The following is a 23776-nucleotide window of genomic DNA, read 5'->3' on the forward strand; positions in this document are numbered from 1 at the left end:
TACACCCGGAAGCTCATCGCCGACGGCAACGAAGCCTACATCATTGCGGGAACGCACGGCGAAGGTGACATCGGTGACAATGGACAAGCCGAAAGTATCGCGGGCGGCAAAGTAACGGTTCCCTCTGCGCTCTGGAAGGTGATCGTCGTCCTACCGGTAGGCAGTGACGACCTCACCCGGATCAACGCTCAGACGCGGGTTATTGCCGTGTTTATACCCAATACCAACGCATTTGGCGAAAAGCGGCCCCGACCAACAGCTTTGCCAGTACGATCAGCGTGGCCAACCCGGATCAGAATGACTGGCAGTTGTACAATCTGAACGACGATTTCAACGAACGCATCGACCTGGCGAAGAAGAATCCGCAAAAACTGGAAGAATTGAAAGCCTTGTTCGAAGAGCAGGCCCAAAAGTACAACCTCTATCCCTACATTACCTGGGATGACGTACTGAAACGCCGGGTTCTACCCCTGATTAAACAGGAACCGGCGAAAGCCGAAAGCAAAGGCGAGAAATAGCGGACGATGAAGTTCTTTAAACTGGTATAACCCGGAATCCAATGATTATCAAAAGCTTTATTACCGTGCTGTGGCTGTTTGTGTGGAGTTTTCAAGCACTACTTTTCGCGCAATCGAGAAGCAAACAACAACCCACCAACATCATCTTTATTTTGTCCGATGACCACAGCGCGCCGTTCCTGAGCAGTTACGGGTATCCGAGCATCAAAACGCCGAACATCGACCGGCTGGCGCAGGAAGGAATTCGGTACACGAGGGCGTACACGACCGCTCCGCAGTGCGTGCTTTCCCGCGCGGCCCTGATGACCGGCCGGTCCACGCTCGATATCGGGATGACCCGGTTTTCGGCGCCCTTGCCCGCCGACATCGTCACCTATCCCGAACTGCTCCGCAAGGCTGGGTATTATACCGGTATCTGCGGCCGGAATTTTCATCTCAACGGCAACCGCGCCATCAGGGAATCGGCGGCAGTCTACGACAAATACGGCCTGGAAACCTTTAAAAACCGGGTAGATTACCTGAAAGTGTCTGCGAACAGTGACACCATTTTCCATCAGTACACGGAATTTCTGGACAAGGTACCCAAAGGCAAACCTTTCTTCCTGCAAGTGGGCTACAGCGATCCGCACCGGGTTTTTACGGCCAAAACGTCCGAACCCGACCCGGCCACGTTGAAACTCCCGGAAGGCTGGCCGGACACCAAACTGGTACGCGAAGATTTTGCAGCTTATCTGGGCGAAATTCAACGGCTCGACGGCGACGTAGGCCGCTTGCTGGACGAGATCAAAAAACGCGGACTGGAACAAAACACACTGGTGGTGTTCATGGGCGACAACGGGGGCGCTTTGCTGCGGGGCAAAGGAACGCTCTACAACCTCGGCATCAACGTGCCGCTCATTGCCCGGCATCCCGGTTTGATCAAAGCGGGTCAGGTTAGCAAAGCGATCATTTCGGGCGAAGACCTGGCACCGACGTTTTTGCAGGTTGCAGGAACCACTATTCCCCAAATCATAACCGGTAAAAGCCTGGTGCCGTCTTTTCAGCAGGCGGCCTACGAACCCCACGATTATGTCTTTTCGGTGCGGGGCGCTCACGGTCACGGCTTGCCTACCAGCACCGTTCATTTTGATTTGGGTCGAACGATCATTACCAACAAGTACAAGTTGATTTACAACGCCTTGTGGCAATTGCCGTACACACCCGTCGATTTTGCGGCCCAACCGTTCTGGCTGGACCTGACGCAGTTACACGCAGAAGGCAAACTGGACAAGAAGATCGACCAGCGGTTGTTTGCGGCCCGGCGGGAGCTGTTCGAATTGTTCGATCTGGAAAAAGATCCGAATGAATTCAACAACCTCATCGGCGACGAACAGTACAAACACATCGAACACCAGCTCAAGGCGCGGTTACAGGAATGGATGATTCTGAACCGGGATTATCTGCCGTTACCGATTCCGCCTGCGGGGAAATATTAAGCAAATAAAACGCCCATGATCCGATTGAAAAATTACTTTCTTAGTCTGCTGCTGCTTGTTTTCTGGCAGGGAAAAGCCCAGCCAACCGCCGACCGGCCGAATATCCTCTGGATCGTCAGCGAGGACAACAACACCTCGCTGATTGGCTGTTACGGCAATGCGTATGCCACCACGCCGAACATCGACCGGCTGGCCAAAGAAAGTATTCTGTACAAAAATGCGTTTTCGACCGCGCCGGTTTGTGCGCCTTCGCGCAACACGCTGATTACGGGAATGTATCCTCCTTCGCTGGGGACTGAGCACATGCGGAGCACGAATCCGGTGCCGTCGTTCGTAAAATTCTTCCCGAAGTATTTGCGGGAAGTGGGTTACTACACGACGAACAATGCCAAAAAAGATTACAACACCGTTGATCAGCCCGACGCCTGGGATGAGTCGAGCGACTCGGCCACGTACAAAAAGCGCAAACCGGGGCAACCGTTCTTTGCGGTTTTCAACTTGTTTGTGTCGCATGAAAGCTCGCTGCACCAGCCCGCTACCCGTTTGCACCACGATCCGGAGAAAGCTCCCATCCCGACGTATCACCCGCGAACCCCCGAGTTCAAGCACGACTGGGCGCAGTATTACGACAAAGTGGAGACAATGGACCAACAGGTTGGCAAGCTACTCGATGAACTGAAAGCGTCCGGGCTGGCCGACAACACCATCGTTTTCTACTACGCCGACAACGGCGGGGTACTGGGGCGCAGCAAGCGGTTTATGTACGAATCGGGGCTGCATGTGCCGCTGGTGGTGCATTTACCGAAAAAATACGCCCATCTGGCTAAGAATCAGGCCGGTTCGCAAACCGATCAGTTGGTCACCTTCCTGGATTTTGCCCCAACGATTCTGAGTCTGGTCGGCATCAAAATACCGGACTACATGCAGGGACAGGCATTTCTTGGCGCTCAGCAAAAACCGGAACGCCCATACGCCTACGGTTTTCGGGGCCGGATGGACGAAGCCATCGATCTGTCGCGGTCGGTGCGGGACAAGCAATTTCGTTACATCCGCAACTACCTGCCCCACCGGATTTATGGCCAGCATCTCGATTATTTGTGGAGAGCGCCGTCGATTCCGTCCTGGGAAGCCGAGTTCAAAGCCGGTCGGTTAAACGAAGTGCAGGCCCGGTTCTGGCAACCCAAACCGGCGGAAGAATTGTACGACGTGATCACCGATCCCGACAATATTCACAACCTGGCGACCGATCCGAAATACGCCAACGAATTAACGCGGCTGCGAAAGGCCAACGAACAATGGCTCCGGCAGAGTCAGGATGTCGGTTTCATTCCCGAAACGCTGCTGACCCGGATCGCCGAGAAAACACCTTTGTACGATTACGCCCGACAAGGAAAGTACAACCTGAACCGGGTCATCGAAACCGCCACGCTGGCGTCTTCGCGCAAGCCGACTGACGGCGGGGAATTGATCCGGCGCCTGACCGATCCCGATCCGATTGTCCGGTATTGGGCAGCAACGGGCAGCACGGTGTTGAAACTGGCGTCGGCCAAAACCGCCTTAAAGCCATTGCTTCAGGACGACGAAGAAACCGTTCAGGTCGCGGCTGCGGAAGCGCTGTTCCAACTCGGCGAAACGGATGAAGCCTTGGCGACTCTCCAAAAAGCGCTCGCCAGCCCCAGCCGTCCGGTGCGGCTTCAGGCGCTAAATGCATTGCAAACGTTCGGTCCGGCTGCGGCCCCGGCTCTGGAAGCAGCCCGGGCTTTAATTCCGAAAAATCCGTCGCCTAACGCCGTCAATGAAGCTTATGACGTTCGGGCCGCCAAAAATCTTGTCGAATCCCTGGAAAAGTAAATCCCAAAATCATGAAAAAAAACCTGCTGTTTCTATTCACATTCTTTCTTTCGGTTGCCGCTTTTGCGCAGGAACCGAAAGGCAAACTGGGTGATACCAAAAAATCGCCGGAAGCCATTCTCAAGGAAATCCAGAAAGGAGAAGCCTACCTGGTGGATGTCCGCACGCCCGAGGAATACGGGGACTCCAAACCGAACATCGTCTTCATCATGGCCGACGACCTGGGTTACACCGATCTGGGTTGCTACGGCAATCCGTACATCCGGACGCCGAACATCGACAAGTTGGCCAAAACCGGTCTTCGGTTTACCGAAGCCTATTCAGCCTGCCCGGTTTGCTCGCCGTCGCGGGCGGCCATTATGACCGGCAAGCACCCGGCCCGGCTGCACCTGACCAACTTCATCGCCGGGGATCGTAAAGACCCTAAATCGCCGGTGTTGCCCGCCCAGTGGACCAAATACCTGCCGTCGGCCGAAACGACGCTGGCGGAAGTGATGCAGAAGAACGGTTATGCCACGGGCATGGTCGGGAAGTGGCACCTGGGCTCGGCCGACTCCACCAGCCCGGCGGCTCAGGGCTTTGCCTACGACCGCGTAATTGCCAAAAATGGGCTGGATTATTACAACTACAGCATTACCTCGAAAGGCAAAACCGTCTTTGAAGACAAGGGCACGAAGTACCTGACCGACCAGTTGACGGATTACGCGGTGGAGTTTATTGACCAGCAAAAAAATCACCCGTTTTTCCTGTATTTGACGTATTCGGCCCCGCACATTATGCTCGTTCCGCGGGCCGACAAGTTGAAGTATTATTTTGATAACTACGGGAAATCGGGCGGCAAATACGACCCCAATTATGCGGCCATGATCGAGAGTATGGACGACGGCGTCGGGCGCGTCATCGAGCAATTAACAAAACTTAACCTGCTCAATAACACGATTCTGGTTTTCACCTCCGACAATGGCGGTTTGGGGCTGCCGGAACTGGGCCAGCGCCCGACGACTTTGGAACCGCTGCGGGCCTGGAAAGGGCACGTGTACGAAGGCGGTATTCGGGTGCCGCTCATCTTTTCGTGGAAAGGGCGGATTGCTATTAATACTGAGACGAAGAATTACATCACCGGCACCGACTTTCTGCCCACGTTTCTAGACTTGCTGGGTATTACCGGCCAGCCTGCCAACCCGGACGGCAAGAGTTTTGCCCGGATACTGAAATCGCCCGAACAGGCCGTTGACCGGGGACCGATTTTCTGGCACTATCCGCATTTCAGCAACCAGGAAGGCCGACCGGCCGCAGCCGTTCGCTCGGGTGATTATAAACTGGTGGAACTGTATGAAACCGGTAAACTCGAATTGTACAACCTGAAACAGGATATTTCCGAGCAAAAAGACCTCGCAGCCACTTTGCCGGACAAGACCAACGAACTGGCCGCTTTGCTCAGAAAATGGCGGTCGGAGGTAAAGGCTAACATGCCCGAACCCAATCCGGCTTTCAAAAAACCGTAAAATACCCCCAACCCCTGAATGGGGCTAATGCTTCAGTCAAAAGCCCTATTCAGGGGGTTGGGGCAAAAAACCGAATATGAAAAAAGTAATTTGTTTGTTATTTTCCTTAAGTCCATTTGTTCTATGGGCTCAGCAGGTACCGGATTTCGACTACGATCCCCACATCGACCGGCCTACCTACCCGAAAGCGCAGGGGCCGCTGGTGCTGGTGGACGAAGCGCATCACAACTTCCACACCATCGCGGGCCGCTATAACGCTTTTGCCAAGGTGCTCCAACGCGACGGTTATGCGGTGAAACCCAATACGCAGCCGTTCACGAAAGCCGGTTTGCAGGGCGTAGCGATTCTGGTGATCGCCAACGCGTTGCACGAACGCAACGTCACCGACTGGGCCAAACCCAACCCGTCGGCGTTTACGGCGGACGAAATCCGGGTGCTGAATGAGTGGGTCAAATCCGGTGGTTCGCTGTTTCTGATCGCCGACCACATGCCCATTGCCGGAGCCAACGAAGACCTCGCCAAGTCCTTTGGGTTTACGTTTTACAACGGCTTTGCTACCGACACGACGAGCGGTCTTTTTCCGGGTACCAAAAAGGAACTGGATATTTTCCGCAAAACAGACAACACGCTGGCGACTCATCCGATTACGCAGCGTATTACCGAAGTGGCCACCTTTACCGGGCAGGCTTTTACGATTCCGCCCAAAGCCATTTCTCTATTGACGTTCGACGCGAAGTATCAGGTCTTGCTGCCCGATACCGCCTGGAAATTTCACCAAACTACTCCGCGTGTCCCGATCAAAGGCTTTTCGCAGGGAGCGGTGTCTGCGTACGGCAAAGGGCGACTGGCGGTTTTCGGGGAAGCCGCGATGTTTTCCTCCCAACTCAAAGGCAGGGACAAAATACCGTTTGGCCTGAAATCGCCGGATGCGACTCAGAATCAGTCTTTTCTGCTCAATCTCATTCACTGGCTCGACCAGCGACAACCGCGTTTATAACCAACTTCCATGAAACGAATTCTGCTGAGTTTTACTTTTCTGACGTTGAGCCTGGGCCTATCGCTGGGCCAGTCCAAAAACCGTTCGTCAACTCAAAAACCGAATATCATTCTGGTGATGGTCGATGATCTGGGGTACTCGGATTTCGGCGCCTACGGGTCGGAAATCCTGACGCCTACCATCGACAAACTGGCCGCTGAGGGTCTGCGGTTGCGGGAATTTTACAATAATTCCATTTGCGCACCCACGCGGGCGTCGCTCATCACCGGCCAATACCACCACAAGGCCGGGGTCGGTTATTTCAACGTCAATCTGGGTGTACCGGCCTACCAGGGTTGGCTCAATAAAGAATCGTTGACGTTCGGGGAGGTGCTGAAACAGGCGGGTTACAACACGTATCTGTCGGGCAAATGGCACGTGGGCAACGACAGTTTGTACTGGCCCAACCAGCGCGGTTTCGACCGGTTTTACGGGTTCATCGGCGGAGCCAGCAACTTCTACGACATCAGTCCGTACAAGGACAGAGTGCCGCCCGTCGAACTGGTCGAAAACAACCGGCGCATCAACCTGGAGCCCGGCAAATACCTGACCGACGAAATCACCAGCCACGCCATTTCGTACATCAACGAGTCGAAAAACAAACTGTTTTTCCTCTATCTGGCGTACAACGCGCCCCACTGGCCGTTGCAGGCTCCCGCCGAAGACATTGCCAAGTATAAAAACCGTTACGCCATCGGCTGGGATTCGCTGCGGAAAGAACGGCTGGCGAAGCAGGTCAAGCTCGGGATTGCCAACCCGAAACAGACCGTGGCCGCCCACGACCCGGAAGTGATTGACTGGCAGAGTTTAACGTTCGACGAACAGCAACTCTGGCAGCGAAAAATGGAAGTTTATGCCGCGATGGTCGACCGCGTCGATCAGAATCTGGCGCGGCTGCTGGCGGAATTGAAACGGCTCAAAAAAGACGATAATACGCTGATTGTGCTGATTTCGGACAACGGCGCGCAGGGCGGTTTGATCCCGACCGGTCGGAAACGTCCCCGGAGTTCGGGGCCGATTGGTTCGGCGGGCTCGTACGATTACCAGGAACAGAACTGGGCGTACGTATCGAATACACCGTTCCGCAATTACAAAGCCACGCCCTACGAAGGCGGCATCAGCTCGCCGTTCATTGCCTGGTTTCCGAAGAAAATCAAGGCAGGAACCCTGGCCAAAGGAACCGGCCACCTCATCGACCTCGCCCCTACTTTTTATGAACTGGCGGGTGCTGCGTATCCGGCCACGTTCAACGGTGTCAAAACCAATCCGCTGCCGGGTGTTAGTCTGACAAACCTGTTGTTTCAGCAAACCGAACTACCCGCTGACCGGGCGCTTTTCTGGGAACGCGCGGGCAATCGGGCGGTGCGTAAAGGCAAATGGAAAGGGGTATCCATTTTTCCGCAAAATAAGTGGCAACTCTTCGATCTGGAAACCGACCGGGGCGAAACCGTCGACGTGGCGGCTCAAAATCCCGACGTGGTCAAGGCGTTGAACGCTGACTACGAAGCCTGGGCCAAACGAACGGACGTCGAACCGTACGAAAAACTGCGCCCGGTCGTTCAGGGCGGCAACCCTATCAACAACCCGAACGCACCAACGCAAAACCGCCCGGCTTCCCGGATCGAGTAATCCCTGAAATTCCATGAAAACGAATCTGTTACAAAAAATAGCCGTACTCGCGCTAACCGGCAGTATACTCACATACACCGGTTTTGCCCAAAGCCCCAAGCCCGCTGCCAAACCCAACATCGTCTTGATCATGGTCGACGACATGGGTTATTCCGATCTGGGGTCTTACGGGTCGGAGATCCAGACGCCGAACCTCGATCGGCTGGCCAACGAAGGCTTGCGGCTGCGCGAGTTTTACAACAACGCGATTTGCGCCCCAACCCGCGCATCGCTGATCACGGGCCAATATCCGCACAAAGCCGGGATCGGTTATTTCAACGTCAACCTGGGTACCCCGGCGTATCAGGGTTATCTGAACAAACAATCGCTGACCTTCGGCGAAGTGCTGAAACAGGCCGGATACAGCACTTTGCTGTCGGGCAAATGGCACGTTGGGAATGACAGTCTGGTATGGCCAAAGCAACGCGGTTTCGACCGGTTTTACGGGATTCTGGGGGGCGGATCGAACTACTTCGACGCGGGACCGATGCCGACGGGCCGCAACTCGCCGGTGGTGATTCTGGAAGACAACCAGCGCCAATACCCGAAACCCAACTCCTATTACTTCACCGACGAAATTACGAACCACGCCCTGACGTACCTGGACGAGCAGAATCGGGAAACCAAACCGTTCTTTTTGTACCTGGCCTACACCGCTCCGCACTGGCCGCTGCAAGCCTTGCCGGAAGACATTGCCAAATACCGGGGCAAATACGACGCCGGTTGGGATGAAATCCGGAAAGAGCGCCTGGCCCGGCAGGTGAAATTGGGCATCATCACCCCAAAACAGGCCGACGCAGCCGCCATCCGCGATGCAGAAATTCCGGATTGGGACGCCCTGACGTTCGAGGAAAAACAGCTCTGGAAGGCCAAAATGGAGGTTTATGCCGCCATGCTCGACCGGGCCGATCAGGGCGTCGGGAAGCTGTTGGCAAAGCTGAAGGAACTCAAAAAAGACGATAACACGCTGATTATTTTCATTTCCGACAACGGCGCACCCGCCGAGGATGTGGCCCACTGGGGGCCAAAAGCCGGGCGCAACAGCGGACCGGTCGGCACAGCGGGTTCGTTTGAGTCGCAGGGCAAAAACTGGTCGTACGTGTCGAATACGCCGTTTCGGTCGTTCAAGGCCTTTTCCTACGAGGGCGGCATCAGTTCGCCCTTCATTGCCTGGTTTCCGGGAAAAATCAAACCGGGACGGCTCGAAAAAGGAACGGGCCATCTCATCGACATTGCCCCCACGCTGTACGAAGTGGCACAGGCACCCTACCCGACTTCTTACAACGGAACTACAACGCACCCACTACCCGGTGTGAGTCTGGCGAAGCTGTTGTTTAACGAAAAACCGCTCGACCCAAACCGCCCGATTTTCTGGGAATGGGCCGGCAACCGGGCGGTTCGGCAAGGCAAGTGGAAACTGGTTTCCATCTATCCGAGCTACCAGTGGGAGCTCTACGACCTCGAAGCCGATCGGGGCGAAACCCAGAATGTGGCCGCCCGGAATCCGAATCGGGTCGATGCGCTTTCCGTGCTGTATTTTGACTGGGCCAAACGCAACGATGTCGTCGATTACGACAAGATCAAACCGCAGCAACCGTTGTTGCCCACACCCAGAAAACCGTCGGTGGGAAACCGGAATTTTTAACCATTCAGGCTCCTTTCAATACCCATTCAATCATCTTCAGTGCTCTACCTTTCCATAGAATCAATTCAATAAGTACGTTCAACACTAACTTTACACAACTATGAAAACCTTGCGCTTTCTATTCATCTTCGGCTTGTTTCTACAGGTAAACAACTACTTGCACGCTCAAAATGCTGAATCGAATTCATTAGTATCTTTCGATGCTTTCGAAGCCAAACTGGTGCAGGCGGGTCAACGCGCCCAGATTCTCGACGCCCGTTCGGAAGAAGAATTCCGGCAAAACCACCTGAAAGGCGCAACCAGTTTTAACGTAGCCGACGAAGCCGATTTTCAGAAGAAGATCAAAAATCTGAACCGGGAGAACCCGGTTTTTATCTACTCGATTGCCAACGGGCGCAGCGGGCAACTGGCCAAACGGTTGCGCGAAGTCGGTTTTAAAGATGTGACCGAACTGCCCGGTGGTTTGAGCAAGTGGATCGGCTCGGGCCGGGCGGTCGAATCCACCGTCGGGCCGGGGCTGACGCTGGCGGCTTATCAGGCCCAACTCAAATCCGACAAGCTGGTGCTAGTCGATTTCGGCTCACGGTACTGCGGTTCCTGCAAAAAACTGGCGCCGACGGTCGATGAAATCGAAAAAGAACAGGCTGCAAATGTGAAAGTAATCCGGATTGAAGCCTACGAAAACAAGAGCCTGGTGAAAGAGCTGGGCATTACGTCGCTCCCGACGCTGGTGCTGTACAAAGGTGATCAGGCGGTTTGGAAAAAGGCCGGAGTGACGCCGAAAAGTGAAATTCAAGCCAGTATTTCCGAATCCCTCTAGGTATTCCGCTGTCGCGTGTCATAAGGGCTATGGGTCCTTATGACACGCGGTAGATCCGTATAGACTGTATTCTCCCACACTACTGCCCCTTTGGCAGCACTTCCTGTAATTTCAGGGCAAGCTTTTCGGGCTGTTCGCGCATGGAGTAATGCCCGCCTTCAAATTCATAAATCTTCCAGCGTCGCTCCCGTGCTTTGTTTAAGCCCATTTGGTCGTTCAGGCGGTTGCTTTTTCCGTTCTTTGTCATCACGATAAACGCGGTTGGGATTCTTTTGACAAGGGGATTATTAATTTTCACAGGAATTGAAGGCACTGGAAGAGAATAAACTGATCACGCGCACACTTTATGACAGCATGCCCGTTACCGTAGAGTATGCTTTGATGCCCCTTGGCATGTCCTTGCGCGAGTTGCTGAACGAACTGCGAAACTGGGGTAAGTATTTCAGAAACGAGATTATTGGACACTTGTAAAAAGCGCGGTTGATCTCCGCTACATGACTCCTATAACTACGCGACATTAATCTATTTGAAATATAGACATTGTCAATTAGTTTTCAGTAGTTTGCGCTTTGTAACCATTGATTAGGAAATCCATCGTATCGATACCTCCACCCGGACGGTTGGCGTCTGGGGTCAAAGACTAAAACGCAACTTTTCAGTGTCCAGGCTGACCTTCCTAAACTCGACCATTTTTTACCTGGTAGTACTTCTCATCCTGATCTTTGGAACGGGTAACCTCTTGGCGCAATCGCCAGATACCGTGCGCCGGGAGGTTACCATCGACTTTGAGGTAAGACCCCGGGCCGAATACCGGGATAATTTTAGGTGGACTGCCGCAGATTCGGTTATGCCTGAGCTCTTTGCCACGCAGCGAAACCGGTTCAGCATTACGTATCGATCTACTAAACTGCGCTTGCATGCATCCCTTCAGGAAATCCACGTCTGGGGAAAATCGGGGCAATTTTCCCGCGTAGGTACTGTAAATTTTTTTGAACTGTATGCCGAGCCTACCATCGGCAATTACCTTTCTATCAGAATTGGCAGACAAGCGTTGTCGCTCGACAATGGCAGGATATTTTCGGCTGCACCGTGGGGCCAGCAAAGCCGCGCGCACGAGGGTATTCGACTCTTTTACAGGAAAAAACTGGAAACGGATCTAACCCTTTTTTTTACCAGACCCTATGACAAACAGTTTGATCCTGCTTATTCGCCAGTGGCTGCCCATACCTACAAATTTCTTTTTGTCCATCATCTCAAACACAAACTCAGTAATCTCATTACGTTGACGACTATCAATGCAATGGACGTGTTCCGGAGAACGACCGGAAGCAGGCCATTCTACCAGCGAATAACCAATGGCGGACGGCTGGAATTTTCCCGGAACTGGCTTTACGGCACGGTGAATGCGTATTATCAGTACGGGCAAAATGCCGCTTCGAAGGCAATTCGCGCGTATTATATTCAACCTGAAATCAGTGCCAATACCGGCAGAACCCTATTTCGGCTAGGTGCCGAAATCCTGAGTGGTGACAAGAATGCGGTCTCAAAAAATGTATCCAATTCCTTCGTACCGCTCTATGGCGTAGCCTGGAAGTTTATGGGCAACATGAATTTATTCACTCGGTTCCCGGCGGATGTGAATGACAAAGGGTTGGTTAATCCTTATCTGTTCATTATTTACCAGGCTGGTAAAAAGCTTTTTCTGCGAAGCGATGCCCACCTGTTTTATTCACAATATCTCTTGTTGAGTGAAGGCCGGGAAATCAGAGGTAAATACCTGGGCTTTGAAAGCGACTTGTCTCTGACCTATAGACCGGTTAAAGCCCTAGAAATCATCTACGGATTTTCGTTCACTTTTGCTGACAAACGTATGGAGTTATTCAACAAGGTCAACGATGCAGGAAAAATTCCCGTATGGAGCTATCTGATGGTTTCCTATGCGCCCCGTTTAATGAGTCGGAAGTGGTTGAAGTTTTAATTCGTATGAGGAGTTTAAGGTGGTACGTCCCAAAATCAAGAGAAAGCAAAAATTGACGCAAGGAGAGCCATAAGCGAAAGTCCTGTATCAATTGGCGTTACCACCCTTTAATAGCCCCTCCTTTAAAAATTTCTTCGGCGGCTTTAACGACCTCATCGGATTGGTACGCCTTGACATACTTCTTTACCTTGTCCTCATTCTTGTTATCTTCCCGGGCCACAATCAGGTTGACATAGGGTGAATCTTTCTCCTCGATCAGCAAACCGTCGCGGGTTGAAATAAGACCAATCTGGGCCGCGAAATTGTTGTTGATAATGGCCAGCGTAACGTTTGGGTCGTCCAGAATTCGGGGTAGTTGGGGCGCTTCCAGTTCCAGAATCTTGAGTTTTTTCGGATTTTCTGCAATGTCAATGACCTTGGGCAGCAGGCCAACCCCGGGTTTGAGTTTGATTAATCCGTATTTCTGAAGCAGCAGCAGGGACCGGCCACCGTTGGTTGGGTCGTTGGGAATGGCGATGGTAGCTTCCGGTTTTAACGCAGCCAGGCTTTTGATTTTCTTCGAATAACCCGCAATCGGATACACGAACGTACGGCCGACGATAGCCAGTTTATAACCCCGTTGTTTACTCTGTGTGTCCAGGTACGGCTTGTGCTGAAAGGCATTGACATCCACATCGCCATGAGCGAGGGCTTCATTGGGAACCACGTAGTCATTGAAGGAAATTAACTCAACCTCAAGTCCATAGCGCTCTTTGGCAACCTTCTGCGCTACCTTCGCCACTTCGTATTCCGGTCCAACGGCAATACCAACTTTAATATGATTCGGTTCGGAATCCTGCGTTGATTGCTGGCTGCAATTCCACAGAATAATTGGGAAAATAATAAGAAATAACGATAAAAGAAGTTTGTCTGTTTTCATGGAGGATGTATGGTTGGTGATCGACGGGTATCGCTATAACTCGAATGGAAAGATCAGGTGTTTGATTAGCGGTGATCCACGCGTTTGGCCAGGTAGTTACCGGTAATCTGGATGATAAATACCAGCAAAACCAGCAGGATCAATACCGTATTCATAATAAAAGCATCGTAGCCGATATACCCATATTGGTACCCAATCTGTCCTAATCCCCCCGCTCCGACCGCTCCCCCCATGGCCGAATACCCAACCAACGTAATCAGGGTAATCGTGGCGCTGTTGATCAGGGATGGAAGTGCTTCGGGCAAAAGAACTTTATAGACGATTTGAAAGGGAGTTGCCCCCATGGCACGGGCGGCTTCAACCACCCCGCCCGGAACTTCGATCAGGCTGTTTTCTACCAGACGGGCAATGAAGGGGGCCGCTCCGACACTCAAAGGAACCAGTGCCGCACTAATGCCGATGGACGTGCCGATGAGCGAACGGGTGAATGGAATCATCCAGACCAGCAATATGATAAAAGGAATTGAGCGAAATGTGTTGACCAGACCGGAGAAAAAGTAATGGAAACCCCGGTGCTGCAGGAGTTGACCATTTCGGGTCAGGAAAAGCGAAATGCCGACCGGAAGGCCGAGCAGAAAGCCGAAAAAGCAGGAAGCCAGGGACATCAAAATGGTTTCGCCGGTGCCTATCAGAAGAAGGGATACGATGGGATCAGACATAGCCGAGTAGGTTAACCGTGACGTGGTTGTTACGCAGGAACTCCAGGGCGGCCGGGTAATTTTTCCGATTGCCCGAGAGTTCCGTCAGAATAAATCCTATGTTCTGTCCGCCAACCTGATCGATTTGGGCACTAATAATTTTGGTGTCGATGCCGTATAAGCGCGCGACCTGTGACAGGAGCGGTTCGCTGGCAGACCGTCCCGTAAATTCCAGCTTCAGAAGGGCCGTTTGGCTAGTATCGTCATTCGGCCTCAGCCGGTATTGATACGATTCCGGAAGTTCGAAGTGTAAGGCCGAGCGAATAAAAGTCTGGGCAAGTTCCGTCCGGGGGTTGGCAAAGATGGCTTCAACCGATCCCTGCTCCACGAGTTTCCCCTGACTGATCAGGGCCACTTCATCACAGATGGATTTAACGACGGCCATTTCATGAGTAATGAGCAGGATCGTCATCTTAAATTGCTGATTGATCGTTTTTAACAATTTCAGGATGGAGCGGCTGGTGGCGGGGTCCAGCGCACTGGTCGCTTCATCGCAAAGTAAAACCTTCGGATTACTGGCCAGCGTACGGGCAATGGCTACGCGTTGCTTCTGCCCACCCGAAAGAGTAGCCGGGTACTGGTTCACTTTTTCCTCCAGTCCGGTTAGCTTCAACAATTCGTTAACCCGCTGGCGAATGAAATCTTTCGGACGCTGGTCTAATTCGAGCGGAAAAGCCACGTTTTCGTAAACCGTCCGGGAGGCCATCAGATTAAAGTGCTGAAAAATCATTCCGATCTCTCTTCGCTCCCGGGCCAGTTGGGTCGCAGTCAAGGCCGTGAGGGTCTTATTACCAACAATCACTTCCCCCTGAGTGGGACGTTCCAAAAGATTGACGCAGCGAATCAAGGTACTTTTCCCGGCTCCCGAAGGGCCGATCACCCCAAATGTCTTACCGGGCGCCACCTTGAGAGAAATACCGGATAAGGCAACAACCGTTCGGCCTTGCTGATGAAATTCTTTAGTAACGTTGTTTAATTCAATCATTCGGGTAATGTAAAAATCAAAAGACCGGAGCGGTGTCAAATGTTCTGGAACGTAGTTAAGAAAAAGGAATGGGAGTAGTAGAATTGAATAAAGCAGCGAAAAGGACCACGCGAATGAAAAGTCACACCCGCGTTGAAAAACAGGGAGTTAATAACCAGTAAATCCATATATAAACACCGCATAACTGGCCGCAATTCTAACCATAAATATACTCTAGTAATTCCTTAGACAAAGTAAAGTACAGAAAGGATAAATTCCTAATGACGATTTGATGAATAACATTTCTTTCTCAACACGCCACGACTAGATTAAGAAGGTGTGAGTCATACCCCTCTCGCCTATTTCTTAGTCTAAAGCTGCCTTAGAACGGTTTGGGCTTTGCGGTTTTCTTCAGGGAGGTGAATGAGCTTTTGAATAAACGAGAAAGAGCCTCACAGAGAACCGCTTGATGACCAGCACCTTTACTTTTGTATTGACAAAAAATGGAGGAATTAACCAGTTAAACCTATTGAAATCTATGGATACCAGCAGATCTCCTTTTATACTGGTAGTGGGAGGAACAGGAACTCAGGGTGGTAACGTTGCGCGGGAACTTTTGGCCTATGGTCACCAGGTGCGGGTCCTCTCAAGGAATCCGGAATCGTTTGCTGCTCAACAAATAGCAGCGAAGGGAGCAAATGTCGTGAAAGGTGATTTGGGTGATTTTAATGCCCTTTTACCGGTGATGAAAGATGTTACCGCCATTTTTTCAGCACAATACGCCGATCCTTTTGACCCATCCATTGAGCCGCGCAATGCCAGGAATCTGGTGCAGGCGGCTCAGGAAATGGGTGTTCAGCAGGTCGTGCATACTTCGATATCAGGCACCACCGTCTTTCCAAGGTGGGACAAGCATCCTTCGCTGGCCAGTCTCTTTGATCAAAAGTATGCCATAGAAGAACTGGTCCGCAACGGCGGTTTTCATCACTGGACCATTTTACATCCTTGCTGGTTCATGGAAAATTTTGTTGAACCTTTAGCGACTCTCATGGCCCCTGGGTTAAAATACGGAAAGCTTTTTGGCATCATGCATCCCGACACGCCCTTGAAGATGAATTCTGGGGCAGACACGGCCCTTTTTGCACGATCTGCCTTCGAAGAGCCCGACCGTTTCCATGCCAAAGATATAAACATAGCCGCTGAAGAATGTTCATGGAACCAGATTGCTGCTACCCTAAGTAATGCACTCGGTAAAGAAGTTACATACGAACAGGTAACGCGGCAACAAGCCATTGACCGGGGGCTGCTAAAAGAGATCGTTAACGGAATCGAATGGTTTGACGAAACTGGTTTCGGATTTGATTTGCGTGAAACCTTGCACTATGGCATTCCACTAAAAACATTCAGGCAATGGGTAGATGAAAATAAGAATCGTATTGTTGTTGATTAAACTTGTCTTTAATGGACACAGAAACGAAAAGACCCGCAGAACTGATAAACTTTGCGGGTCTTTCTTAGGTCCACACGATAAATGATAACGATAGTTCCGTCCAGAAACGAACAACTCACATTCAGTTATTCAGGGGTTGCGTCCTGTCACTATTTAACCGAAGCTGAGTCGTGCATCCATCACATCCAGAAAGACCATATTCTGGCCTACATCTATTCCGGAGAATTATCGGTTCACGATGGTATAAACGAACATACTTTCCACGAAAGAACCTGTGTTTTTATCCGCAAGAACCACCGCATCAAATTTTCGATTTCGGGCGGTTTGAATAAACACATAAGAATCGCGTTTCTGGTTTTTAACCGCAATTTCCTGCTGAATTTTTACCAGCGCATTGACAAGGCATGCCAATCCGACTCTAATGCTGGTTTCGCCGACAGTTTTCTATCAATTCCCTCCGGACTCGATATCGAAAGCCTGTTCTATTCGTTGACCCCTTACTTCAATACCGCTGTACCGCCATCGATACAGGTCATGAGGCTTAAGCTAACCGAGGGAATATATGCCCTGTTAAACGCTGATAAACGTGCTGCAGCCGCCTTATTCGATTTTATTGACCCGTGGAAAATTGACATTCTTGATTTTCTTAATGAGAATTTCATGTATGATCTTTCACTGGAAGAAATTGCATTGTATACCGGAAGAAGCCTTGCCGCCTTTAAACGGGATTTTAAAAAAATAAGCGATCTTCCCGCAATGAAGTGGATAATCAACAAACGGCTTGAAGTTGCCCATCAGCAACTAAAAGAAGAAGCCAGGGAAGTTTCAGATATCTACCTGAACCTGGGCTTTAAAAGCCTCTCCCATTTTTCAACCGCATTTAAGAAAAAATTCGGAAATTCGCCGACAAAATAACCTCTGGCCTGGCGCCATTCTGATGACCATTTACTTGCTGGATGCAACGGCTAATCCAGCGCGTATTTAGCTTGAAGTTTTCGTACTTTGGCCCACTCGCTATAAAGATGATTATATAACTCAGATTGTAACCATCAGCACACACGATCATTCATGTCTGATAACACCCCATCGCCTGCTTCACAACTTTCACCTGACGAGCAAGACAAGCTCCGGGAATTAACCACGCAGAGCTGGAACCTCGAATTAGCCATTTCCGGCGTTGCGATGTTCGCCATCCTGCAATTGCCCGATCTGCTGGAGTCGGCCTTCAGCTACCTCCGGTATAATTTCATGACCCACACCGATGGCGCAGCGGCTATGTTGCCGTCGCTGGCCTACAGCCTGATTCGGGCCACCTGTCACGTTTTGTTTGCGGCTTTTCTGGCCAATTTTGTGATGCGGGCTTTTTGGGTGGGTCTGGTAGGTCTGCTGGCCGTTTTTCCTTCAGGCATCCAATACGACCGTATTCCGTTCTCTACGCCTTATGCGCAGCGACGCCTGGCCGACGAGCTTGGCCCACTGGACCGCTATATTCTCTGGCTCGACAAACGCTGTAACATCGTGTTTGCCCTCGCTTTTCAATTCGTGTTCCTGCTGGTGGTGGTAGCCCTACTCTACGTGCTGGGCTTACTGATCTACCTCGTTGTTCAACCCAACGTACCTGCCAACGTCTGGTTTGGGGTCAAAATGGCTTTAGGCACGCTGGTTGCCGTGTTCTACATCGCCATTATCTTGTTGAATCAGAAGAAGGTTAAACAAACCCCCAGGGGCATGCAACTCAACTACCGGCTGATGAAGATGGGGCAACTGATGCTGATGGGCATGTACAAACATACCTCCTATGTTACCAATACGTTTTACAGCAATATCCGGCCCGGCAGGTTATTTCAGACGGCAGCGATTTTCATGCTGGTATTTTTTGTAGTGTTCTTCCTCGAATACTTTAACGATATCTCACGGACCAACGGACGGGTGTCGTTTTTTAACAGCCGACATCTTTACTCGGCCCGAATCGATAGTCTCTACATCGAACCGACGGCCTATGACAACCAGCGCCCCGAGGGTGCGTTTATTGGTGTGGCTTCCATCCAGTCCGACGTGATTCGGGAACCGTACTTACGCTTGTTCATTGCCTATCCCAAATCGCTCGACAAGCTGTTCAGGCAGGTTGCGCCCGAACCAGTCTGGAGCGATACGCTGTCGAGGCAAGCGCGTCGGCAGCAGTATGCTTCCTGGAGCAACCAGCAGATCAACAGGCTGATTCGCATCACCATCAACGATTCAGTCTGCGCCCGGCCCAACCTGCTGTTTACCCAGGCCGGGAGCCAGGAGCAACGCGGCTGGCAAACGGTATTGGTGCCGGGCAATCTTAAAACAGGCCGCAACCTGCTGCGCGTGGCCCTGCAAGATCCCCGAAAAAAAGAAGCCGATGAACTGGTGATGATTCCATTCTGGTATGTACCTGAACCCTAACCTACCCGCCCTTCATTAGCCAGACCGATCTGCTTCGAACGCAAATAGCCCATCCTTACTGAACAAGAGCTATTTATGGGGAAAATGCGGTGGCTCGTTTACACTTCGAACGTATTGCCTTCAGCGACCCCTTATTGAGGGGCACAACCATTGAATTGGACACTTTATTCAGCCCGCAGTCTGTCGGCGGGGTTGGTCAGCGCGGCCCGGTAGGTGCGCCAGCCGACGGTCGCTCCGCCCAGCACCAGCAACACGGCTACACACACCCAGAGTTTCCAGAGCGCCATCGAAACCGAAAATTATCTAAAACGATCGGGTTTGACGTACATGATCCTTAAAAATACACTCTATACCGAGCGTGGCAGGTTACGATCTGTTTAACAAGAAAGAAACCATACGGGTTGTTTTTGCTCCGTAATAATCGGTTATTAAGAAAAATTATCCACGAACCAAGTGAATTCACCGGCTGAACAGGACCAGAAGGGCTTCATCCGCGTACGCGGGGCCCGGCAGCATAATCTTAAAAATATCGAGGTGGCCATTCCCCGGGATGTGCTGGTGGTGTTTACCGGCATCTCTGGTTCCGGCAAATCATCCCTGGCGTTCGGTACGCTTTACGCCGAAGCGCAACGCCGGTATCTGGAATCGGTATCTCCCTACACCCGGCGACTTTTTAACCAGATGGCGGTTCCCGAAGTCGACGCCATCGAAGGCTTACCCCCGGCCGTGGCCCTGCAACAGCAGCGCGGTACGCCAACCATCCGCTCGTCGGTAGGCAGTGTCACGACGCTCAGTAACCTGGTGCGGATGCTGTATTCCCGGGCCGGCGATTACCCGCCGGGCCAGGGAATTCTGTACGCCGAATCCTTTTCCGCCAATACGACGGAGGGGGCTTGCCCGACCTGTCACGGGCTGGGCAGCCTCTACGAGGTGACCGAGGAATCGATGGTGCCTGATCCGTCGCTCACCATCCGGGAGCGGGCTGTAGCGGCCTGGCCGCAGGCCTGGGGCGGTCAGAACCTGCGCGATATCCTGGTGTCGCTGGGCTACGATGTCGACAAACCCTGGCGGGAGCTTCCTCAAAAGCAACGCGACTGGATTTTGTTCACCGAGGAGCAACCCGTTGTTCCGGTTTACCCTGGTTATATCCCCGAGCAGACCCGACGGGCCATTGCACGCCAGGAGCCACCCAATTATATGGGCACCTTTAGCAGCGCCCGGCGGCACGTGCTGCACACGTTCGCCAATACGCAAAGTCAGTTGATGAAAAAGCGGGTATCGGCGTTTATGCTCCAAACCCGTTGCCCAACCTGCCAGGGGAAACGGTTGCGGCCTGAATCGCTGAGCGTCACCTTTGCGGGACTGGATATCATGGACCTGTCCAAATTACCCCTTAAGCACCTGGCGACGCTGCTTCAACCCTATACCACTGACCCGAATGAATCCCAGCCCGAGCGGGCGGAAGTGATTCGGCGCATCACCACCGATCTGGAAGCCCGTCTCCAGGTGTTGCTGCAACTGGGGTTGGGGTATTTGTCCCTGGAACGGAGCACCCCGACGCTATCGCCGGGTGAACTGCAACGGCTGCGGTTGGCCACACAGCTGTACTCGAATCTGTTTGGAGTGGTGTATGTGCTGGATGAGCCTTCGGCAGGCCTGCACCCTTCCGACACCGAAGCGCTGCTAGCTGCACTGTCGGGTTTGAAACAGGCCGGTAATTCCCTGTTCGTTGTCGAGCATAACCTGGATGTAATCCGGCAGGCCGATTGGCTGGTCGATGTCGGACCGGGAGCTGGTGAGCAAGGGGGGCAAATTCTGTACAGCGGCCCACCGGCGGGCTTAGCGGAAGTTAACGCATCGCAGACCCGACCCTATTTGTTTGATTCGAAAAAAGACGCCCTGGCGCCCCCCCTTCGCCCTTCGGACTGGCTTCAGTTGGCCGGGGTAAACCGCAATAACTTACAGGGGTTGGACGTAGCCATTCCCCTGGGCGTGCTGACGGCGGTGACCGGCGTGTCGGGCTCGGGCAAGTCCACCCTGATTAGTCAGGTGCTGGTCGAACTCGTCGCAGCCCATCTGGGGCAGTCATTGACCGATGAGGAAGAAGGCGATTCGATGGAGGAGGAAAGACCTGTCACGACTGGCGGTCAAATCATCAGCGGCCTGGAGCGCATCAAGCGCCTGGTCCGGGTCGATCAAAAGCCCATTGGTCGAACACCCCGCTCGAACATGGCGACCTATACGGGCCTTTTTGACACCGTCCGGAAACTGTTTGCCGCCACCCCGACGGCCCGCGAGCGCGGCTACGATGCCGGCCAGTTTTCGTTCAACGTGGCGAAAGGGCGATGTCCACACTGCCAGGGAGAAGGGTTTGTGATGGTCGAACTTTTGTTTCTACCCAGTGTCTATAGACCCTGCCCGGTTTGCCACGGTGCCCGCTACAATGACCAGACCCTGGAGGTCCGTTACCGGGACAAAACCATCGCTGACGTGCTGGCCATCACGGTTGATGAAGCACTCGCTTTTTTTCAGGAAGAACCGATGGTTTTACGCTCGCTGAGAACACTGGGCGAAGTGGGACTAGGGTACCTGCGACTGGGCCAGCCTGCCACGGAGTTATCCGGCGGAGAAGCCCAGCGGATCAAGCTGGCGACCGAATTGCAACGCATCACGAACGGCTCTACGCTTTATATCCTCGATGAACCCACCACCGGTCTGCATCCGGCCGATGTGGACAAACTCCTGGGGCAGCTTCGCAAGCTGGTGACGGGTGGCAATACCGTCATTGTGGTGGAGCATAGCATGCGGGTCGTTCGGGCCAGCGATTGGGTCATCGACATGGGACCAGGGGCGGGCGATGAAGGTGGTCAGGTGGTGGCTCAAGGAACGCCGATGGACGTAGCACAGCAGCCCGGTAGCCGAACCGCACCGTATTTAAAGCCGTATCTGTAACTGCGGTTAATTGGTAAAAGGACCGAATGGGTAACGGCGGCTAAATTTCATCGATCTGACCGGGTTGAAAAGTGCTCTTATTTTTCTTAAAGTTCTGTACTTTATAGCTACATACGCTTATCCTATCCATTTCAGCAAATGCCGTCGAAGCGGCAACTTTTACGTTTCGTTAACATTCTTTTACCAGCCCTTAAACGCATCTCAGCACAAAGATTGGTAGGTTTGTTGAAACAGGGTTTTACTTTAAATTATAGAAAAATGAAAAAAATAGTTGTATTTATTCCGGCTATCCTGCTGGTATCATTTCTACTAAATTCTTTTGTGCTAAAAGAAAAGGAGGTAAAAAAGAAACCGCTAAAAGAGGAGAAATCAGTGGGGATTGTCAACATCCTTTTCAAATCTACGGATGGCGGACAAACCTGGCAGGACATTAGCAAAGGGCTGCCTGAAAAATTGCAGCGAGAAGGTGTACGGGGCGATGGTTTCTTCGCCAATGACCGTGGGATCTATTTACGTGCCGGAAATGGGGTTTATCACAGTGAACCAAATGCCACCACTTCTTTTTGGACCAAAGAGACGTTCCCCAGTCATCAACGTAACATTGTCCCTGGCAAGAATGGAATCGTTGCCTATAATTTCAAGGGTCAATTTTTACAAAAAATAAACGGAACGAGTGATTGGTCAGCCGTATATACGGATTTTCAAGAGCAAGCCTTACGTCTAGACAGAACGATCGATTATTATTACACAAACTATAAAGTAAAATTTGTACGCACCGTTTTTGAAACGGACGGAGGCACCGTTTTCATCGTTTCCAGTAACAGCCTTTTTAGATCAACGAACCAGGGAAAAACCTGGAAACAAGTGCATGCTGGGGGTGGGGCCATGCAATTGGTAGAGTCAAACGGTGTACTGTTGGCTACCTACCGAGAGGGAATAGTAAGGTCTACCGATGATGGTCAAACCTGGGATCGGGTGCTCAGTGAAGGGGGTGTTGGCATCGCTGCGGAGCGTATCGATGGCGGATTTGCTGCTATCGTAAACAACCCAATAACCCAAACAAACAGCCTGCACATTTCGCGGGATAATGGAAAAACCTGGAAGGCCTTTGGTGAAGGCCTTCAACCTTCCTTGAGTAGTTTATTCATGAAAAAAGTAGGCTTACTTGAATTTTCACCGGAAATTTTATCCATCAAACAAATGGGTAAGTATTTACTGTGTGGTCGCTCAGATGGTATATTTCGGTCATCAGACAGGGGCAAAACATGGCAACAACTCATCCTTCCTCCTACCGAAAATTATGGCTTCAATGTATCTGTTTCGGGCAACGTGATTTATGTTATCCCCAATAAAGGATGTTGAAAAAATCTAAACTCAGAGATAAGGTGTATATTGTCTCTTCAGTCGCAAAAATTCAACCACTTGCTTACTCCTTACCCGCACTCGCTTCGTCAAAAAGTCGCATCGCCATCAGCCCGTTTCCGACAGCACCGCCGGCACGAATCGCGGCTGCAATGAATACGGTTTCGGCAATTTCTTCGCGCGTGGCACCGGCCTCCACGGCATTCTGGATGTGGGATTCAATACAGTAGGCACACTGGGTGGTCAGCGCGACGGCCACCGACATCAGTTCCCGGTACTTGACGGGAATGACGCCATCGCTGCGTTCCGCCGTGTATTTCAGGTTCAGGAAGGCAGCAGACTCTTTGGGAGCAGACGAAAGGAGCGTGTTCGTATACGCACGGTCTTTCGGGGTTTGGTATTCAGCCATAGTAGTTTAGGAAAATAGTAGTATCACGGCAAGCGC

General features: G+C 52.0%; 21 protein-coding genes and 1 pseudogene. 16 read left to right on the forward strand and 6 right to left on the reverse strand.

The genetic code is table 11. The features are described 5' to 3' along the window. Nucleotides 1-3: 3 nt before the first annotated feature. From ACO064_RS01905 to ACO064_RS01945, 9 genes and pseudogenes are all read left to right on the forward strand, one after another. Nucleotides 4-321, forward strand: a pseudogene (locus tag ACO064_RS01905) (DNA/RNA non-specific endonuclease); the annotation flags it as partial. Further along, nucleotides 279-518, forward strand: a complete 240-nt coding sequence (locus ACO064_RS01910) for a hypothetical protein (protein WP_421825733.1) — start codon at nt 279-281, stop codon at nt 516-518. The pseudogene ACO064_RS01905 and the gene ACO064_RS01910, both read left to right, overlap by 43 nt. A 41-nt stretch (nt 519-559) precedes the next feature. Then, nucleotides 560-1993: a sulfatase gene (locus ACO064_RS01915; protein ID WP_421825734.1), complete on the forward strand. Its 1434-nt coding sequence runs from the start codon at nt 560-562 to the stop codon at nt 1991-1993. A gap of 15 nt (nt 1994-2008) precedes the next feature. Further along, nucleotides 2009-3844 (forward strand): sulfatase-like hydrolase/transferase, encoded by a 1836-nt coding sequence (locus tag ACO064_RS01920; RefSeq protein WP_421825735.1) that lies wholly within the window; start codon nt 2009-2011, stop codon nt 3842-3844. An 11-nt stretch (nt 3845-3855) separates the two neighbouring features. After that, nucleotides 3856-5349, forward strand: coding sequence for a sulfatase-like hydrolase/transferase (locus ACO064_RS01925; protein WP_421825736.1), 1494 nt, complete (start codon nt 3856-3858; stop codon nt 5347-5349). 76 nt (nt 5350-5425) lie between these two features. Further along, complete coding sequence (locus ACO064_RS01930) at nt 5426-6346, forward strand: hypothetical protein (protein ID WP_421825737.1); 921 nt, start codon at nt 5426-5428, stop codon at nt 6344-6346. A gap of 9 nt (nt 6347-6355) precedes the next feature. Then, nucleotides 6356-8014, forward strand: a complete 1659-nt coding sequence (locus ACO064_RS01935; protein WP_421825738.1) for an arylsulfatase — start codon at nt 6356-6358, stop codon at nt 8012-8014. 13 nt (nt 8015-8027) lie between these two features. Continuing rightward, the gene (locus ACO064_RS01940) at nt 8028-9698 is read left to right on the forward strand and encodes an arylsulfatase (protein ID WP_421825739.1); all 1671 of its coding nucleotides are present in this window, start codon (nt 8028-8030) and stop codon (nt 9696-9698) included. Nucleotides 9699-9798: 100 nt separating this feature from the next. Further along, nucleotides 9799-10518: a thioredoxin domain-containing protein gene (locus tag ACO064_RS01945; protein ID WP_421825740.1), complete on the forward strand. Its 720-nt coding sequence runs from the start codon at nt 9799-9801 to the stop codon at nt 10516-10518. 79 nt (nt 10519-10597) lie between these two features. Here the strand turns inward: ACO064_RS01945 and ACO064_RS01950 are convergent, their stop codons facing one another. Continuing rightward, nucleotides 10598-10765 (reverse strand): hypothetical protein, encoded by a 168-nt coding sequence (locus ACO064_RS01950; RefSeq protein ID WP_421825741.1) that lies wholly within the window; start codon nt 10763-10765, stop codon nt 10598-10600. Nucleotides 10766-10821: 56 nt separating this feature from the next. On the opposite strand from ACO064_RS01950, the gene ACO064_RS01955 reads away from it, so the two are divergent. Both ACO064_RS01955 and ACO064_RS01960 read left to right on the forward strand, forming a co-directional pair. Next, nucleotides 10822-10989, forward strand: coding sequence for a winged helix-turn-helix transcriptional regulator (locus tag ACO064_RS01955; RefSeq protein WP_421825742.1), 168 nt, complete (start codon nt 10822-10824; stop codon nt 10987-10989). A gap of 187 nt (nt 10990-11176) precedes the next feature. Next, the gene (locus tag ACO064_RS01960; RefSeq protein WP_421825743.1) at nt 11177-12496 is read left to right on the forward strand and encodes an alginate export family protein; all 1320 of its coding nucleotides are present in this window, start codon (nt 11177-11179) and stop codon (nt 12494-12496) included. Between the two features lie 97 nt (nt 12497-12593). Here ACO064_RS01960 and metQ read toward each other — a convergent pair whose 3' ends face one another. From metQ to metN, 3 genes are all read right to left on the reverse strand, one after another. Continuing rightward, nucleotides 12594-13415: a methionine ABC transporter substrate-binding lipoprotein MetQ gene (gene metQ, locus ACO064_RS01965; protein ID WP_421825744.1), complete on the reverse strand. Its 822-nt coding sequence runs from the start codon at nt 13413-13415 to the stop codon at nt 12594-12596. Between the two features lie 65 nt (nt 13416-13480). Continuing rightward, the gene (gene metI / locus ACO064_RS01970; protein ID WP_421825745.1) at nt 13481-14134 is read right to left on the reverse strand and encodes a methionine ABC transporter permease MetI; all 654 of its coding nucleotides are present in this window, start codon (nt 14132-14134) and stop codon (nt 13481-13483) included. Further along, entirely contained in the window at nt 14127-15158 is a 1032-nt protein-coding gene (gene metN / locus ACO064_RS01975) for a methionine ABC transporter ATP-binding protein MetN (RefSeq protein ID WP_421825746.1), read from the reverse strand. The genes metI and metN overlap by 8 nt, the downstream gene beginning before the upstream one ends. Before the next feature lie 448 nt (nt 15159-15606). Between metN and ACO064_RS01980 the strand changes: the two genes are divergently transcribed. From ACO064_RS01980 to ACO064_RS01990, 3 genes are all read left to right on the forward strand, one after another. Then, nucleotides 15607-16587 (forward strand): NmrA family NAD(P)-binding protein, encoded by a 981-nt coding sequence (locus tag ACO064_RS01980; RefSeq protein ID WP_421830976.1) that lies wholly within the window; start codon nt 15607-15609, stop codon nt 16585-16587. An 81-nt stretch (nt 16588-16668) separates the two neighbouring features. After that, nucleotides 16669-17502, forward strand: a complete 834-nt coding sequence (locus ACO064_RS01985) for a helix-turn-helix domain-containing protein (protein WP_421825747.1) — start codon at nt 16669-16671, stop codon at nt 17500-17502. 153 nt (nt 17503-17655) lie between these two features. Further along, entirely contained in the window at nt 17656-19017 is a 1362-nt protein-coding gene (locus tag ACO064_RS01990) for a hypothetical protein (RefSeq protein WP_421825748.1), read from the forward strand. Between the two features lie 164 nt (nt 19018-19181). Here ACO064_RS01990 and ACO064_RS01995 read toward each other — a convergent pair whose 3' ends face one another. Beyond that, nucleotides 19182-19304, reverse strand: coding sequence for a hypothetical protein (locus tag ACO064_RS01995; protein WP_421825749.1), 123 nt, complete (start codon nt 19302-19304; stop codon nt 19182-19184). A gap of 166 nt (nt 19305-19470) precedes the next feature. Here ACO064_RS01995 and uvrA point away from each other — a divergent pair, with 166 nt between their 5' ends. Together uvrA and ACO064_RS02005 are read left to right on the forward strand one after the other, a co-directional pair. Then, entirely contained in the window at nt 19471-21969 is a 2499-nt protein-coding gene (gene uvrA / locus ACO064_RS02000) for an excinuclease ABC subunit UvrA (protein WP_421825750.1), read from the forward strand. A gap of 258 nt (nt 21970-22227) precedes the next feature. Continuing rightward, the gene (locus ACO064_RS02005; RefSeq protein WP_421825751.1) at nt 22228-23331 is read left to right on the forward strand and encodes an exo-alpha-sialidase; all 1104 of its coding nucleotides are present in this window, start codon (nt 22228-22230) and stop codon (nt 23329-23331) included. Nucleotides 23332-23395: 64 nt separating this feature from the next. Here ACO064_RS02005 and ACO064_RS02010 read toward each other — a convergent pair whose 3' ends face one another. Further along, nucleotides 23396-23740, reverse strand: coding sequence for a carboxymuconolactone decarboxylase family protein (locus ACO064_RS02010; protein ID WP_421825752.1), 345 nt, complete (start codon nt 23738-23740; stop codon nt 23396-23398). Between the last annotated feature and the right edge of the window lie 36 nt (nt 23741-23776).

Origin of the sequence: Larkinella sp. (genome assembly GCF_965227735.1) — a bacterium.
In the GTDB taxonomy this organism is placed as follows: domain Bacteria; phylum Bacteroidota; class Bacteroidia; order Cytophagales; family Spirosomataceae; genus Larkinella.